A 16,158-nucleotide genomic window follows, 5' to 3' on the forward strand; every position below is an offset into this window, starting at 1 on the left:
GCCTTATACCAAGGCCGGAAACCTATCATTGTGCGGTGATAAAATAAAGAACAAAAGAGGAACAAAGGCGGAATTGCTCCGCCTTCGTTTATTCCCACTCGATCGTGCCGGGCGGCTTGCTCGTCACGTCATAGACGACACGGTTGATGCCGCGGACTTCGTTGATGATGCGGGTCGCGGCGCGGCCGAGGAAATTCATGTCGTAGGGGTAGAAATCCGCCGTCATGCCATCCACGGAGGTCACGGCGCGGAGCGCACAGACGAAGTCATAGGTGCGGTAGTCACCCATGACGCCCACGGTCTGCACCGGCAGGAGCACTGCGAAGGCCTGCCAGATGGTGTCGTAAAGACCCGCCTTGCGGATTTCGTCGAGATAGATCGCATCTGCCTTGCGCAGAATATCGAGCTTCTCGCGGGTGATCGCACCGGGGCAGCGGATCGCCAGACCCGGGCCGGGGAAGGGATGGCGGCCGATGAAGCTTTCCGGCAGGCCGAGTTCACGGCCAAGCGCACGCACCTCGTCCTTGAAGAGTTCGCGCAGAGGCTCCACCAGCTGCATGTTCATGCGCTCGGGAAGGCCACCGACATTGTGGTGGCTCTTGATGGTGACGGAAGGACCGCCAGAGAAGGAAACGCTCTCGATGACGTCAGGGTAAAGCGTGCCCTGCGCCAGGAAATTCGGAGCACCCTTGCCGTCTGCTGCGATCTTGGCAGCTTCCGCCTCGAAGACCTCGATGAACAAACGGCCGATGGTCTTGCGCTTCACTTCCGGGTCGGAGACGCCCGAAAGCTGGCCCAGGAACATGTCTGCGGCATCCACATGTACCAGCGGAATATTGTAATGATCGCGGAACATGCCGACGACCTGCTCGCTTTCGCCAAGTCGCATCAGGCCATGATCAACGTAAACGCAGGTCAGCTGGTCACCGATCGCCTCATGGATGAGGATCGCCGCAACCGAGGAATCGACGCCGCCGGAGAGTGCGCAGAGCACGCGCCCGGTGCCGACCTGATCGCGGATCTTGCGGATCATCTCGGCACGATAGGCTGCCATCGTCCAATCGGATTTGAGACCGACGATCTTGTGCACGAAGTTGGAGAGCAGCTTGCCGCCATCTGGCGTATGCACCACTTCCGGGTGGAACATGGTGGTGTAATAGTGGCGTGTCTCGTCGGCAGCTATGGCGAAGGGTGCGTTCTCGGAGGTTGCGATAACCTCGAAACCTTCCGGCAGTTTCGTCACGCGGTCGCCGTGGCTCATCCAGACGGGATAGCTCTTGCCCTGTTCCCAGAAACCGTCGAACAGAGGGCTTGCCTTTTTGATGTCGATATCGGCGCGGCCGAATTCCGCCGCGTGACCGCCCTCGACAACGCCGCCGAGCTGGGTGCAGAGCGTCTGCTGGCCGTAGCAGATGCCGAGGATCGGAACCTTGCTGTCGAACACCGCCTGCGGAGCGCGCGGGCTGCCTTCCGCCGTGACAGATGCGGGGCCGCCGGAGAAGATCACGCCCTTGGGCTGGAGCTTCTCAAACGCCTCTGCGGCATTCTGAAACGGGTGGATTTCGCAATAGACCCCGGCTTCGCGGATGCGGCGCGCAATCAGCTGCGTCACCTGGCTGCCGAAATCGATGATGAGAATGCTGTCGGGATGGGCTATCTGGGTCATGGCGAGCCTTTAAAGAAAATGGCGGCTTTAGGCAACCCGGAAGCGGGCGTCAAACGCCGGAAATTTGCGGAAATCGCGAGGTTCAAAGGGTGATCGCACCGTCTTCGATGGCGTGGCAAAGCCTGTCGACGGCGTCTGCGAGCTTTTCATCGATGATATGCAGGTATTCCGTCCAGTCGTCCACATGGTTCACATCTTCCCTGCCATCGGAAATACCGCGCAGGCCGATGAGCGGCACGTCGAAGCGCTGGCAGGCCCGGAGCACGGCATAGGTTTCCATTTCCACCATATCGGCATCGATCGACCCATAAGTGGCACCAGAGACGACATTGGCGCCCGTGGAAAGCCGCGCCTCGGCAATATCGGGTATGCGCAGAGACAAGGCCACCTCGGCCGGCAGATCGAGAAACGGCGTGCGGCCCTTTTCAAAACCGAAGGCCGAGGCATCCATGTCGCGATAGGCAACAGAAATCGCCTGATAGATGCCCGTCTGGTCGAGCGTCCGCGAGCCGGCGGAGCCGAGCGAAACGACAAGGTCAGGCAGATGGTCCGCCGCATCGAGACCGGCAAGAATTGCCGTGACCGAAATCGCTGCCTCGACTGGGCCGACGCCGGTCATCAAGGGCGCGATGCGCGCCTGCAGGTGGGGGCCGTATTCGGCGGAAGCCGCCATGACGAAAAGTATGGATTTGTCTGCAACATGCAAAAGCCGGTAGCTCATCCGGTAATATCCTCGCGGCCCTTCACCACCATCATCGTGCCTGTCATGGAGGCGATCAGCTTCGCAGGCCCGTCCGAAAGGGCGTAAGCGCGGCCATCGGCCACGATCAGGTTGTTGCCCGGCTTGATGATTTCGCCACGAAACAGGAACCGCTCGCCGCGCCCCGGCGACATGAGGTTGACCTTAAACTCGATTGTCAGCAGCGAGGCTTCCGGCTCTATGATCGTATAGGCGGCATAGGTGCAGGCGGTATCCAGGCCTGCGGCAATGACACCGGCATGCAATATGCCGTGCTGCTGTGTCAGCTTTTCATGAAAGGGCAGCTCGATTTCCACCAGACGGTGTTCGATGCGGCTTATCTGCGCACCGATTGCCTGCACCACACCCTGCCGCGCAAAGCTTCTTTCTATCCGCTGACGAAAATCGCCGGGATCCGTGATCTCCATGGCTTACCTGCCTGCTTTTGTCCTCACCGCAAACTGACATGGCGTGTGGCGGCGGGCAAGGCAAGTGCCGCAGGAGCAATTAGTTCAGCACGGCGATGCTGGCGTTCAGCAGCGTGGCAAAGGCGACCCAAAGTGCGTAGGGCACGAAAAGCCACATGGAGATGCGGTCGCGACTATAGGTGAGCGCAATGAAAGCCAGAATGCAGATCAGCATCGGCACGATGATGACCAACGCGCCCGTCGGGCTTTGCATGCCGAAAAAGATGGGCGACCACAGGAAATTCAGCACCAGCTGCGTGAACCAGAGACGCATGCGCGTGCCCGCTGGTCTCACGATCCAAGTTCGCGCGCCTGTAATACCGATCATCACGTAGAGCGTTGTCCAAACGGGTCCGAATATCCAGTTGGGCGGGTTGAAGGGCGGCTTCTGAAGCGACTGGTACCATTCGCCCGGCACGTTGTTGATGCCGATGAGCGCACCCAGCGCAACAACCACAACCACGAAAATGATATACACGGACAGGTTTTTCATGACGCCTCAAATGCTTTTTGGTCTTTTTTGTTCCGGTGCATTTTCAGTATTTTAGCCTGAAATACGCACGATATGCTGGTCCCACGCCACGTCGCTGCGAATAGCCTCGAAAAATCCGTCATAGGAAGAAACCGCAATGCCCTTTGTGGCGGGGGCAACGCCCGCAGCCTCCCGCACGGTCGTCTCTGCTACGACACGCCCGGTTTTCGCATCCAGCGTCACGGCCGCGTTGCCATTGGGTGAGGTCAGGCCCACCAGGCCATCGCGTCGGTTGACGGCGATGGCACCGACATAATTGGCAAGGCGCACCGTCGTTTGCTCTGGTAGATCGACGAAGGCAAGGTCCTCGCCCTTCGAGAAATGGCCGACAAGCGGCGGAAGATCGTTGCGCGGTCCCTCATATTGGCAGGCGAACCAGACACGCCCGTCATCGCCGAGATCGACATGGCGGGTGGAAAGCTGTCGCAACTGGTCTGGCATCGCATGTTTCTGGATCAACTGGCCGCTGGCGGCGTCCAGAAGCACGAGCGACGGCTGCATGCTGTCGACATTGAGTTTGGTTCGGCCGAAATCCGGGTGGGTCTCGATGCCGCCATTGGCGATGACGATCAGCCTGCCATCGTCGCTCACGGTCATGTCATGGGTGCCAATGCCGTGGGCGTCGTATTCACCAATGCGGACAAATCCGTCGCGGGCATCGTAAAGCCCGATAACACCGCGATTGCCATCGAAGTCGTTTTCGCTGACGTAGAGGATCGCACCGTCGGGAGAAAATTGTCCGTGGCCGTAGAAGTGGCGATTTTCCGGCGTGTGCATCACGACAGGTTCGCGGCGTCGCGCGGGGTCAAAGGCCATGAAGAAGGTGCCGGGCCGGCGCGCAAAGGCCACTGTCACGCCGGTCGCATGGCTCGTTGCCATTCCATGGGCGCGGGCTGGAAGCGCAACACGGTCGATAATCTCGCCGCGTTCGCTCACAGTCGCAATGCCGTAGGAACCGTCATGGGCGCGAAAAGCGGAAGCGAAGACAGCGTCGGCGCGTTCGAGCGCATGCAGCGAGCCGGGAGCGAGCGTCGCAAGGAACGGAATGCCCGCCGCCTTGATGAAGCTGCGCCGGTCTATCAGCGTCGGCTTTTTGCCTGATATCACCGCCTCAGTCTCCGTCGGCGAAGGAAAAGCCGGAGCTGAGACCGATTGCGCCGCCATACTGGTCGTTGAGGCGGTAGATCAGGTCTTTGCCGTTCAGCAGCAGGTAATCCACCTTGGCGCGTTGCTGATCGTCATCAAGCGCCTTTTCCACGTTGGCATCAATCGTTCCGGCAATGCGGATCATCGATTTGGCGATGAAATCGATGGAGTTGACGATGGAGCGCTGGTCGGGTGGCACGAGTTCGACCATATTCGCCGTGTGCAGCAGGGTCTGAACGGCCTTGATGTTTGCGGCAATGCTTTTCCACGTCAGGCCGGACCGCCAGTAGATCGCCGTGCGGGGAAACTTCGCCTTGTCCGGCCCCTTGTAGAATGTCTCTATGCGCTGGTCGCGGATTGCTTCGGCGCCGTGCACGAGAATGCCAAGCAGGGCAACCAGCGCCTCACGCTCATCGCGAAAGACGGGATTATCCGCGCCGGGCTGCGTCCAGTTTTTCTGCGCTCCATCAGGTGCGTTCCAGCTGTCGGAAAGCTCCGCCGCCACATTGGCAACGTTGCCGGCAATCGCTGCGCCATAACGGCAACGGAAATCGGCCTTCTTGTCGAACAGGTCACCCGCACCGGTGCCATAGAGCACGAATTCCAGCGCGCCGAGCCCCTGCGCTGCGACACTCTTGCCCTTCAGGCTCTCGGCGCTGGTGACGCTTTCGTCCTTTTCCGCAAGGTAACGCTGTACCTGTTTCAGGCCAAGACCCTTCTTGTCTGGGTAATAGAGCACACGTTCGAAGCGGTTGTTCTCGATCACCGGACCGACCCGAACGATCTCGATGGTTGACCAGCTGGAGACCGTATCGGCAAAGGCCGCTTTGGCCGCCTCATCCGTCGTTTTGGAAGGGGCGGCGCAGAACGCCTTCATGCTGCCTTCCAGCTTCTCTGCCGATTGCCGGAAGTGGTCATAGCCGGGACGGATGAAACCGTTCACCGCTTTTTCCATCACGCCCCGCACCTGTACGGGGTCGAGCGGTGGCGGCGGCATCAGCTCCACATCCTGCGCCATTGCGGGCCGCATGCCCAAAAGCAGCAGCACGGAGATGAGACCGGGTATTTTTCGCATGGCATTTTTCATCAAAGGGACTCCAGAAAAGCCAGCAAAGCCTGCCGGTCGGATTTTTGCAAGTCGGCAAAGGCATCGCGCGCTTTTTGCGCTTCGCCGCCGTGCCATAATATCGCTTCTGTCAGGCTGCGCGCCCGCCCGTCATGCAGGTAAAAGCCGTTGCCATTCACGCTTTGCGTCAGACCGATACCCCAGAGCGGCTGGCTTCGCCATTCCTGCCCGCTTGCTTCGCCCACCTGCTGGCCGTCGGCAAGCTCCTCTCCCATGTCGTGCAGCAGAAAATCCGAATAGGGCCAGATCAGCTGGAAAGACTGCATGGGGTCTGCAGCGTCACGGCGGGTGACGAATTTCGGTGTATGGCAGGATGTGCAGCCGGATGCGTAGAAAAGCTGCTTTCCCCGCAACACGGTGGGATCACCCACATCGCGGCGCTGCGGCACTGCGAGGTTTTCGGCGTAAAAGGTCACGAGATCGAGGATGGGGTCCGGCGCTTCCACTGGCCCAAGCCGTGGCTGCACGCCGGTCGGCATGGCAAGACAGTCTTTCTGAACGTCTGTGCAATCGCCATAGGCGTTTTGTGCATCCGGCGTGGAAATGCCGATATCGTGGGAGAACGCGCTGGCGCTCTGGTCGCGGACGCTGGCGTTCTGGGCTTTCCAGCCAAATCGGCCGAGCTTCACTTCGCCGGTCCGGTGATCCCGTACAAAAGCAGGGCGCCCGGAAATGCCGTCGCCATTTTTGTCATCCGGATCGGCGCCGGCCTGAATATCGGCATCGGCAATGGCCTCGATCAGCCCAAGCCCAAGGGTTGGCATGGCAATCCGCGCCGACAAAGTCGTATCGACGCCCAGGGGGCCATAGTGCAGGCCTGCCACGGCATAGTCTGGCTTGCGCAGCATCACCACCTCGCCGTCGGCCAGCCGCACGGGCTTTTCGATATAGGTGACGACAGGTTTGCCCTCTGCGGCGAGGCCGGGAATGGCAAGGTTCTGAAGCTGCCGGCCATAGGTCTCGTCGGGAAAATTCAACACCTCGTGGCGCGCAATCGCTGCCCGTTCCGCCTCGTTGCGGGCAGGCCGGGCCAGCCGCAGAAACAGGGAGACGGCATCTTCGCCGGCACGTGGCGGTCGGCCTCTGCCGTCCTTCACATGGCAGGCCTGGCAGGATCGGGCGTTATAGAGCGGCCCCAACCCGTCCGAGGCTTGCGTGGAGGAGGGGGAAGACACCCAGAGCTTCTGGAACAGCGCATTTCCGAGCTTGAAATCCTGTTTTCGCTCGAACGGCATTGTTGCGGATGGATGCGAAAACGCGCCGCTATCGGCTTTGTTGGTGCTGGTCGTTGCCCCGCCGGACATAGCCTCGAAGGGCTCCGGCCTGGTAAAATCCATCGTCGGCGCGGTGACAGCCTGAACGCGGCTTCGGTCTTTTTCCGTCAGATCGTCTCGAAGCGGCGCGGCAAGCACCATCGATGCCACAAGGCAGGCTGCCCCGGCGAAGAAGAACGGCTTGCGGATCCGCGGCAGCGATGACTTCATGGAAAGCATGGGAATGGCGGGCCGCAGCGATCTGCGGCCCGCATTGGTTCTTATTTGAAGACGGCGTTCGGATTATCGAGGCTGGCGGAACCTTCAAGTTCGATCTTGCCGAGATCGAGTGCCGCAATCACGCGTTCGACGGTTTTCGTCTGGTCGAGAAGGCCGTCGATGGCCGTCTGAACCACGGCGTTGCCTTCCTTGTTGCCTTCGCCGATCATCTGGTCGTAGGCCTCGACGGTCTGGGCGCGCTTTTCCATGGCATGCATGGCGTCGAGCGTCTTGTTCAGCTTCGCCGTCATCTCGTCGTTCAGCGCCTTGTCCTTGGCGCCGACCAGCTCCGACAGCGAGGCGCCGGTCATCTTCGTTCCATCCACACGGGTATATTCGCCGGTATAGGCAGATGCGATGCCGATGGCGTCGTTAAGATGCGAATTATAGGTATTGTCGGAGAAGCAATCATGCTCCTCTTCCGGATCGTGCAGCAGAAGGCCGAGCTTCATGCGCTCGCCTGCCAGCTCGCCATAGGAAAGAGAGCCCATGCCGGTGAGAATGGCGGTCAGGCCGGCTTTCGGGTCGGCTTCCACTGTCTTGGTGGCTTCGCCTTCCGGCGCCCAGGCGTCCACCATTTCCTGAAGATCCTTGATCAGCAGGGTGGAGGCGGACTTCAGGTAATCGGCGCGGCGGTCGCAATTGCCGTTCGTGCAATTCTTCTTGTCGTAGTCGGTATAGGGGCGGTTGCCCGCACCAGGTCCGGTGCCGTTCAGGTCTTGGCCCCAGAGCAGGAATTCGATGGCGTGGTAACCGGTGGTCACATTGGCTTCGACATCGCCCGCCTCGTGCAGGCTTTCGATCAGTTCGGGGGTGATCTTCGAGGTATCGACATCTTCGCCGCTGATCTTGATCTTCGGATTGGCGATGATGTTTGCGACGTAAAGCTCGTTCTCGTCGCTCTCGGTGCCGTAGGAACCGTCGACATAGTCGATCAGGCCTTCATCCAGCGGCCAGGCGTTTACCTTGCCTTCCCAGGCGTCGACAACAGGGTTACCGAAACGATAGACTTCCGATTGCTGGTAGGGAACGCGCGCCTTGATCCACGCTTCACGTGCAGCTTTCAATGTTCCTTCGCTCGGCGTTGCGATCAGCGCGTCGATTGCCTTGTCCAGCGCCTTGGCCGTGGTCAGCGAATCCTCGTATTTCGCATGCGCGACGTCGGCGTAATGCTTGACGACAGCGGCGGCGTCGGTCGCAGCGCGGGCGGGAAGTGCGGTGAAGGTCGCGGATGCGGCCAGAAGCGCGAAAGACGCGCTGAGAATGGTTTTGCGGATCATGATCCCTCTCCTTGGGCAGGCGTGAAATAACTTCACGCTGCGGCAAGCGAGTTCTGACCCAATCGCAAACTTGTGTCAAATATTCTAGTTTAGAATGCTTTGAAACAAGCTACGCGGTATTTTTCGAAGTAAAATCAGCGCGTGTAAAACCTGTTTCAGGCTTTGCGTTTCATTACGCAGAAGAAGAAACCATCCGTATCTGTAGTTGCAGGCGTCAGCGTCACTGTCTTGCCGTCAGAGGAATGCGGTTTGTTTGCATTGCCGCCAAAAGTCGCCTGCCAGCGTTCCAGTGCCGAACCGATATAGAATTGCGGATTTTCTTCGCAGAAGCGCGTGACCTGCTGCTCGTTTTCCTCGGGCAGAACCGAGCAAGTGACATAAAGCAGCTCGCCGCCGGGGCGCACAAAACCCTTGGCCTGCGAAAGGGCCTCGCCCTGCTGCTGTACCCGTTCTTCCAGATTGCGTGTGGTCAGCCGCCATTTGGTGTCAGGCCGCCTGCGCCATGTTCCGGTGCCAGTGCAGGGGGCGTCCACCAGAACGCGATCGAATTTTTCATGAAAGGGGACAAGTCCGGCTGCGCGGTCATGAACCTGCACATTGCGCGTGCCGGCTCGTTTCAGCCGCTCGATGATCGGCGCGAGCCGCTTGCGATCGGCGTCGAAGGCATGAACCTGACCCTTGTTGTTCATGCTGGCGGCCATGGCCAGCGTCTTGCCACCGCCACCGGCGCAATAATCGAGGATCTGTTCGCCCTCATGCGCGCCAGCAAGATCGGCGACGATCTGCGATCCCTCGTCCTGAACTTCGAACCAGCCTTTCTGGAAGGACAGTTCTGCGGTCACATTCGGCAGGCGGGAAGGGCCTTCGCCGGCGGGGATGCGGACACCCTGACGGGCGATATGCGTGGCTTCCGCACCGCTCTCTTCCAGCGCCTTCAGTACCTTGTCGCGAGTGGCCTTCAGCGTGTTGGCGCGCAGATCAAGTGTCGGGCGTTGATTCAGCGCCTGCGCCTCGGCAAGCCAGCCCTCTCCGAACGCCGTCTCGAAGGATGCTTGAACCCATTCGGGAATGTCGCCCTGAATATGGGCTGGTGCGTCGGCGAGAGAACGGGAGAGAAAGGCTTTCTGCTTTTCTTCATCAGGCGCGGCAGGGGCGAATTTGTCGCCGTCGAACTCCGCCGCCAGTTCCGAAAAGCTCTTGCCCCATTGGCGCAGCAGAACTGCATAACCAAGCGAGGCGGCGCTGTCGTCATCCATCAGCCAGGCGTGTGACAGTTTCATGCGCAGCGCGTCATAGACGATGTTGCCGATCGCGGGCCCTGTCACCCGAACCTGCGAAACGATGGGCAAGTCCCCAGTCCTTCAGAGCATCGGCAACGGGACGCCTGCGTCCCTCAATATCCGCCAATACTTCGATTGCTCCGGCCAAACGCCCGCCCAAACGCATTGTCTACCTCATTTTGCTGATTAGCCCGGTTGGTAGACGCGAATGGCGGCAAGGGCAAGGCTCAATTGGCGCTGACGACCTCGTAGCAGACCTTGGCGGTGCCGGAACTGATCATGCCGATGTTTTTGGCAGCGGCCTTGGAAAGATCGAGAACGCGACCCTTGATGAACGGACCGCGGTCATTGATGCGTACCACAACGGCCTTGCCGTTACGGGCATTGGTAACCTTGACCTTGGTGCCGAACCGCAACGAGCGGTGAGCGGCGGTCATGTTGGCGGCGTTCATACGCTCGCCCGAAGCAGTCTTGGAGCTCAACGCATACCACGATGCCCCTCCACAACCATTTGCCGCATTCGCCTGAAGAGGCGCAATGATGGAACAGGCGGCTATAGTTGCGACGGTGAAAGTTATACGACGGATATTCAACAAACTGTGCTTCCCTGAAAATCGGCCCCGCGCCGATTGATTGTGCCCTTGCTAAACGGCCATTGTCTGGCCTGAACGCGTTTGAATGCGAGATTGTAGGGCGAGGGAAAAATGGCGAAAAAAAGCTTAGCTCAAATCACGAAATGTTACAGACTGTAACATTCGTGATCGTTAGCCGGAAAGGTGTCGCCGGTGCCTTATTGTTGAAAAGTGGAAAAAATGACGCAGAATCAATGCTCAATCGAAATGCTGTTACAAGTCACGCCTTCGTGAATCCAGTTCACGAAATGTGAGTGAAATATTTTTCTAATGGCTACGATTTTAGCGATTTTTGCATGGTTAATAAAAGCCTAATTGACTGAAAAGCCACGAAAACCATCCTCAAAAACGGGTTTGGAAGGATTTTTCATCGCTTTTAACTGGGGGATTTTCAGCCCCGCCAGAGGCCGCTTTCCCACAATTGTGTCAGGGAGATTTTGTACTCCGGAAAGCTGAAATCGAAACCGAGGCCACGTATCCTGGCGTTGGAAACACGCTTGTTCTCGCCGTAGAAGGAGCGTGCCATCGGCGTCAGATCGGCGGTCTCGAATGCCTGTTCGGGAGGCGGCTCGACGCCCATCAACGTGGCGGCGAAACTCACCACATCCTGCGGCGGGGCGGGCTCATCATCCGTCACATTGAAAACGCCGCGTTCATTTCTCAGCGCCAGAAAGGCGTGGGCCGCACCAATATCCTCAACCCGAATGCGGTTGAACACTTGATCTTTCTTCACCAGTCTGCGCGCCGTTCCCTTTTCGAAATTCATGAAACTATTGCGTCCGGGGCCGTAAATTCCGGAAAGGCGCAAGATGGCAAGCGGCACCCCCGCTTTTTCAGCCGCCGAAGTCCAGGCGATTTCCGCAGCAACGCGTTCCACGGACCGGGCGGACACCGGGCGGCACGGGGTTTCCTCATCCACCCATGCGCCGTCATGGTCGCCATAGACGCCAACGGTGGAAAGATAAGCGATCCATTCAAGCTTGGGCAGAAGCCTCTTCAGGTCGTCGCCCAAAAGTGCAAGCAGTGGATCTCCATCCTTGCCCGGCGCGATGGACTGCACGAGATGCGTGACATTGGTCATTGTGGTGATGAGATCGTCATTGAGATGGGCACCGTCGAACAGGAAGGGTGTCATGCCAGTTGCAGCAAGGCTTGCGAACTTGTCTGTGCTGCGCGTGGTGCCCGATATCGTTGCAGCTTCGGTTTTCAGCGCGTTTGCGATGGCCTTGCCCGAATATCCTGCGCCGAAAATCATCACATGCATGGGTCACGCCTCTGCCAGTTGCCATTCCATTTCCGCCTCCGGATCAGGCTCCGGCGCGCGGCCGGCAGAGTATGCACGGAATTCCTCGCTGTCCATAAGTTGCGACAAAGCCCATGCGGCCATGCCGCGCACCTCCGGTGCCGGATCTTTTTCGGCGAGAGACTTGCATTGCTGCACGAATTGCCCGTCGCGCGAGTTTCCAGCCGCTATCAGCACATTGCGGATAAACCGGTTACGCCCGATGCGCTTGACCGGTGAGCCGCTGAAGAAGCTGCGGAAGGCAGCGTCGTCCAGCGTCAGCAGGAAGGCGATGGAAGGTTCCTTCAAATCCTCGCGCGCCTGCAGCTTCATCTCTGAGGCGCTGGCCGCGAATTTGTTCCAGGGACAGGCGGCAAGGCAATCGTCGCAGCCATAGATGCGGTTGCCTATCATCGGCCGGAACTCGTGCGGGATGACGCCTTTGTGCTCAATGGTGAGGTAGGAGATGCAGCGGCGAGCATCCAGCTGGTAGGGGGCGGGGAAGGCCGCCGTCGGACACGCATCGAGACAGGACCGACAGGAGCCGCAATGGTCCTTCTCGGCCTCATCAAGACAAAGCTCGGCGGTGGTGAACATGCTGCCTAGAAACAGCCAGGAACCGTGGGTGCGGCTGACCAGATTGGTATGTTTGCCCTGCCAGCCGAGACCCGCGGCTGCGGCAAGCGGTTTTTCCATCACCGGCGCGGTGTCTACGAAGACCTTCACGTCCTCGCCGGCGCGCGCGGCAAAACGGGTGGCAATTTCTTTCAGTCGCCCTTTTATGACGTCGTGATAGTCGCGGTTGCGGGCATAGACCGAAATGGCTGCCTTGTCGGATTTGGAAAGAACGCCGCGAGGATCTTCCTCAGGCCCGTAATTCAGCCCGAACATGACGATGGAGCGCACGTCGCCCCACAGCGTTTTCGGCTCGGCGCGACGGGCCTCGGTCTCCTCCATCCACGCCATCGTGCCATGATAGCCCTTGTCAAGAAACTGCCTCAGCCGTTCCGGTGCCAGCGGAATACTGTCCGGCGCGGTGATACGACAGAGATCGAAGCCGAGCGAAAGCGCCTCCTGACGAACGAAGTCCGTCAGTTTGCGAGCGCGTATCCGCTGCTTGTCGCTGGCAACGTCGATGGTCGTTTCTCCTGCGGGTTAAGAGCGACATATATACTCTTAGCGTATGCCGCAGCAAATAACCGGGAGCGGGGGTTTAAAAATCCAGATCGGCGTAGTGGGAGGAGGGGGCAAGGCGCGGAATGCGCTCGCTGAGGAAAGGCCGGAATGACGGGCGCGATTTCAGTCGCTGATACCACTCCTTGGCAATGGGCGCTTCGAGCCAGTTGATTTCGCCGAGATAATCCAGCACCGAGACAGAGGCGGCCGCGGCCAGATCGGCATAACTCAACCGGTCGCCCGCCAGCCACGTACGCGAACCCGCCAGCCATTCGAGATATTTGATGTGCTGACGAACATTATTGCGGGCGGTGCGCAGAAGCTTGGAATCCGGGGGGCCACCACCCTGCGCGGCCGTCATCTGCAATTTATAGACCCGTTCCCGCACCAGCGGCCTGGTCACGTCGTTTTCCATCTTCTGCAGGAACCACTCCGTCAAGCGGCGGATTTCCGCCCGCTGAAACGGGTCTTCCGCCAGCAATCGCCTGTCACGCTTCAAAACCCCGTGCGTTTCGTCGAGAAACTCGGCGAGCACGTAAGGACCGCTGAGAGAGCGCATATTGTCATCGAGATAGACCGGCAGGGTGCCCGCTGGGTTCAGCGCCAGAAACTCCCGCCTTCTTTCCCACGGCTGCTCCTCCACGAGATCGGTCTGGAACCCGTATTCCGAAAGGATCAGACGAACGAACCGGGATGCGGTCGACATCGGAGAGTGATAGAGAGTTGGCATCGGTACTCAATTTTTACGATTGGTTGTCATGATCGACAATTGCCGGAAAACTTTTTCAGTTTCGCTTCATCAAGACGCTATAAGAGCTTGGCTACTTTAAAACAAGTTTAACGCAATTGCTTTCCCTTCCCGCTTTCCCCTGAAAAAAGGATACCTCATGGGTGACCAATCGATCATCAGCGCGCTTTTGCTGGGCATTATCGAGGGTCTGACGGAGTTCATTCCCGTTTCCTCAACGGCGCATGTGCTGCTGGCCGGGCATTTTCTCGGCTTCAAATCGCCGGGCAACACCTTTGCCGTTCTCATCCAGCTCGGCGCGATCATTGCTATACTTCTTGTTTATTTTCAGAAGCTTGTGTCGATCGCCGTGGCGATGCCGACAAGTGCCAAGGCGCGCCGCTTCGTGCTGGCTGTCGCTGTCGCCTTCCTGCCGGCGGCGGTGATCGGCGCTCTGGCGCATGATTTCATCAAGACGGTGCTGTTCGAAACGCCCATCCTCATCTGTATAGTGCTGGTTATCGGCGGCATCATATTGCTGGCCGTCGACCGGATGCCGCTGAAGCCCAGATATACCGATATCATGGATTATCCGCCGTCGCTTGCCTTCAAGATCGGTCTGTTCCAGTGCCTTGCGATGGTTCCAGGCACCTCCCGGTCTGGCGCCACCATTGTCGGCGCGCTGTTGATGGGCACGGACAAGCGCTCCGCCGCCGAATTCTCGTTTTTCCTGGCGATGCCGACCATGCTCGGCGCGTTTGTGCTCGATCTCTACAAGAACCGCGATGCCCTGAGCTTCGATGACAGCGCGCTGATTGCCGTGGGCTTCATCGCCGCTTTCGTCTCCGGCCTGTTCGTCGTGCGCTCGCTGCTGGACTTCGTCTCGCGACGCGGTTTTGCACCCTTTGCCTGGTGGCGCATCATCATCGGCTCGCTGGGTCTGGTGGCACTTCTGCTCTACCGTTGAGCCGAGCTTTAAAATAGCCGTTCGTTTTTAATACACGGACAAAATAAAAAGCGCCCCGGAGAATCCGGAGGCGCTTTTTATTTGAGACTTGTGAAAGCTGATCAGTTCGTGCTGATCGAAGCCGTTGCGCAAGGGTCGACACCGTAGGCGGGAGCGCAACCGCTCTTGCCCGCTGCAACCGTGCCCGGCGCCATGAAAGAACCCGCCAGAACCACCAAAGCCGCACACGCAAAAAAGAGTGCGATAGATCTGCCCATTTTATTATTGCCTTTCAGACGTTCGTTCGCGCGGATTACGCCGCCGTGTGTGAAGTGAGGGTTCTGGATATGTTAGGAATGTGGCCATTATCAATAAAGCGGCTTGCTGAATACCGGGTTAATGCGAAGTCTTTTCCACAGTTGCGCTTGTGCCACGCTTGGCTGTGGAGGCCACTTGGCCGTTAACTTTTACCCGGCTGTTCAAAACAGCTTCAGTCGATGGTGCACCTCCCCTTCAGTTGAGGGGAAAATGCGCCAATAGCGGTTTGGTTGCGATTGAATTGCGCAAAAACAAAAAGCGGGAATGGTTCCCGCTTTCGTCCAGATCGTTAATGCACGACGGTAGGCTTATGCTGCTTTTCCGGCGTTCGAGAACTGTCCGTGCGGGCGATAGTGCACCATGTAGGACGGCAGGACGGAAGCAACGCGAACGGGCGTAATGCCGATGCCTTCCAGGGTCAGGCCGTTCTTTTCCGCGTCAGCGGAAACGACATTATCCTTTTTCAGCATGGTCACCTGATCGACAGTCAGCGGCGGCGTAATCAGCGGCACCAGCGACGCGATCTTGCCGATCATTGAGGCGACGCCGAAAGGCAGGTTGACGAAAGGACGCTGACGGTAGGTTGCGGCAAGAACCGCCTCGAGACAGTCGCGGAACGTCATGACGTCCTGACCACCCAGTTCATAGATGGCGCCGGGCTTCAGCTTGCCATCCACGCTGCGGGCAACGGCTTCCGCTACATCTTCGACATAGACCGGCTGGAAGTTGGTTTTTCCGCCGCCGATCAGCGGGAGGAACGGCAGGCTGCGAGCCATCTTGGCGAATTTATTGAAGAAGTCGTCTTCCGGTCCAAAGATGATCGAAGGACGCAGGATCACGGCGCCGGGCAGAACGGAATGGATTGCTGCCTCGGCGCGGCCCTTTGTGCGGCCGTAGCCGGTCGGCGAATTGGCATCGGCACCGATGGCTGAGATATGCGTCAGCGTTGCACCGGCGTTGCGGGCTGCCTCGGCAATGGCTTTCGCGCCGAATTCCTGCACGGCGTCAAAGGTGTTGCGGCCGCTTTCGGCCAGAATGCCAACGCAATTGACCACGTGGTCGGCGTCTTCGACGGCTTTGGCGATGGAGTCGCGATACCGCAGGTTCGCCTGGGCAAACGAGATCTGGCCGACATTGCCGAGTGGCTGCAGGAAACCAGCAAGATCGGGACGGCGCACGGCCACGCGGATGCGATAACCGCGCTTGGCGAGCATCCGCACGACATGCCGCCCGACGAAACCCGAACCGCCGAAAACGGTGACGAGGGGTGGAAGGTTGGCCAAGGTCATGGGAGGCTCCTCAGAAGCTG

General features: G+C 59.0%; 14 protein-coding genes and 1 pseudogene. 1 reads left to right on the plus strand and 14 read right to left on the minus strand.

Features of this window, described 5'->3' with window-relative positions; genetic code table 11:
• Nucleotides 1-88: 88 nt before the first annotated feature.
• The 13 genes and pseudogenes from guaA to CRO62_RS19070 form a co-directional block, all read right to left on the minus strand.
• A complete protein-coding gene (guaA, locus tag CRO62_RS19010) occupies nt 89-1,666 on the minus strand; it encodes a glutamine-hydrolyzing GMP synthase (RefSeq protein WP_097101208.1) in 1,578 nt (525 codons plus the stop codon).
• An 82-nt stretch (nt 1,667-1,748) separates the two neighbouring features.
• Complete coding sequence (locus tag CRO62_RS19015; RefSeq protein WP_097101210.1) at nt 1,749-2,387, minus strand: 5'-methylthioadenosine/S-adenosylhomocysteine nucleosidase; 639 nt, start codon at nt 2,385-2,387, stop codon at nt 1,749-1,751.
• On the minus strand, nt 2,384-2,833 hold the full coding sequence (locus CRO62_RS19020; RefSeq protein WP_003514669.1) for a PaaI family thioesterase: 450 nt from the start codon (nt 2,831-2,833) through the stop codon (nt 2,384-2,386). Before CRO62_RS19020 ends, CRO62_RS19015 begins: the two co-directional genes overlap by 4 nt.
• Before the next feature lie 79 nt (nt 2,834-2,912).
• Nucleotides 2,913-3,365 carry a TspO/MBR family protein gene (locus CRO62_RS19025; protein WP_013635337.1) on the minus strand — a complete coding sequence of 151 codons (453 nt, stop codon included), beginning with the start codon at nt 3,363-3,365 and terminating at the stop codon, nt 2,913-2,915.
• A gap of 51 nt (nt 3,366-3,416) precedes the next feature.
• Nucleotides 3,417-4,511 (minus strand): DUF1513 domain-containing protein, encoded by a 1,095-nt coding sequence (locus tag CRO62_RS19030; protein ID WP_097103134.1) that lies wholly within the window; start codon nt 4,509-4,511, stop codon nt 3,417-3,419.
• A 4-nt stretch (nt 4,512-4,515) separates the two neighbouring features.
• Complete coding sequence (locus CRO62_RS19035) at nt 4,516-5,637, minus strand: imelysin family protein (protein ID WP_097101212.1); 1,122 nt, start codon at nt 5,635-5,637, stop codon at nt 4,516-4,518.
• The gene (locus tag CRO62_RS19040) at nt 5,637-7,169 is read right to left on the minus strand and encodes a di-heme oxidoredictase family protein (protein WP_097101214.1); all 1,533 of its coding nucleotides are present in this window, start codon (nt 7,167-7,169) and stop codon (nt 5,637-5,639) included. Before CRO62_RS19040 ends, CRO62_RS19035 begins: the two co-directional genes overlap by 1 nt.
• Nucleotides 7,170-7,210: 41 nt before the next feature.
• Nucleotides 7,211-8,488 (minus strand): imelysin family protein, encoded by a 1,278-nt coding sequence (locus CRO62_RS19045; protein ID WP_097101216.1) that lies wholly within the window; start codon nt 8,486-8,488, stop codon nt 7,211-7,213.
• A 155-nt stretch (nt 8,489-8,643) separates the two neighbouring features.
• A pseudogene (locus CRO62_RS19050) lies at nt 8,644-9,934 on the minus strand (RsmB/NOP family class I SAM-dependent RNA methyltransferase).
• Between the two features lie 61 nt (nt 9,935-9,995).
• Nucleotides 9,996-10,364: a septal ring lytic transglycosylase RlpA family protein gene (locus CRO62_RS19055; RefSeq protein ID WP_097101218.1), complete on the minus strand. Its 369-nt coding sequence runs from the start codon at nt 10,362-10,364 to the stop codon at nt 9,996-9,998.
• 427 nt (nt 10,365-10,791) lie between these two features.
• Nucleotides 10,792-11,664: an SDR family oxidoreductase gene (locus CRO62_RS19060; RefSeq protein ID WP_097101221.1), complete on the minus strand. Its 873-nt coding sequence runs from the start codon at nt 11,662-11,664 to the stop codon at nt 10,792-10,794.
• A 3-nt stretch (nt 11,665-11,667) separates the two neighbouring features.
• Nucleotides 11,668-12,819 (minus strand): tRNA epoxyqueuosine(34) reductase QueG, encoded by a 1,152-nt coding sequence (gene queG / locus CRO62_RS19065; protein ID WP_097101223.1) that lies wholly within the window; start codon nt 12,817-12,819, stop codon nt 11,668-11,670.
• 76 nt (nt 12,820-12,895) lie between these two features.
• Complete coding sequence (locus CRO62_RS19070; protein ID WP_003514689.1) at nt 12,896-13,588, minus strand: glutathione S-transferase family protein; 693 nt, start codon at nt 13,586-13,588, stop codon at nt 12,896-12,898.
• Nucleotides 13,589-13,745: 157 nt separating this feature from the next.
• Here CRO62_RS19070 and CRO62_RS19075 point away from each other — a divergent pair, with 157 nt between their 5' ends.
• Complete coding sequence (locus CRO62_RS19075; protein WP_097101225.1) at nt 13,746-14,552, plus strand: undecaprenyl-diphosphate phosphatase; 807 nt, start codon at nt 13,746-13,748, stop codon at nt 14,550-14,552.
• Nucleotides 14,553-15,157: 605 nt separating this feature from the next.
• Here CRO62_RS19075 and CRO62_RS19090 read toward each other — a convergent pair.
• On the minus strand, nt 15,158-16,138 hold the full coding sequence (locus tag CRO62_RS19090) for a complex I NDUFA9 subunit family protein (protein ID WP_097101229.1): 981 nt from the start codon (nt 16,136-16,138) through the stop codon (nt 15,158-15,160).
• Nucleotides 16,139-16,158: the final 20 nt, after the last annotated feature.

Origin of the sequence: Rhizobium sp. AN6A (assembly GCF_900215635.1) — a bacterium.
Lineage (GTDB): Bacteria > Pseudomonadota > Alphaproteobacteria > Rhizobiales > Rhizobiaceae > Agrobacterium > Agrobacterium tumefaciens.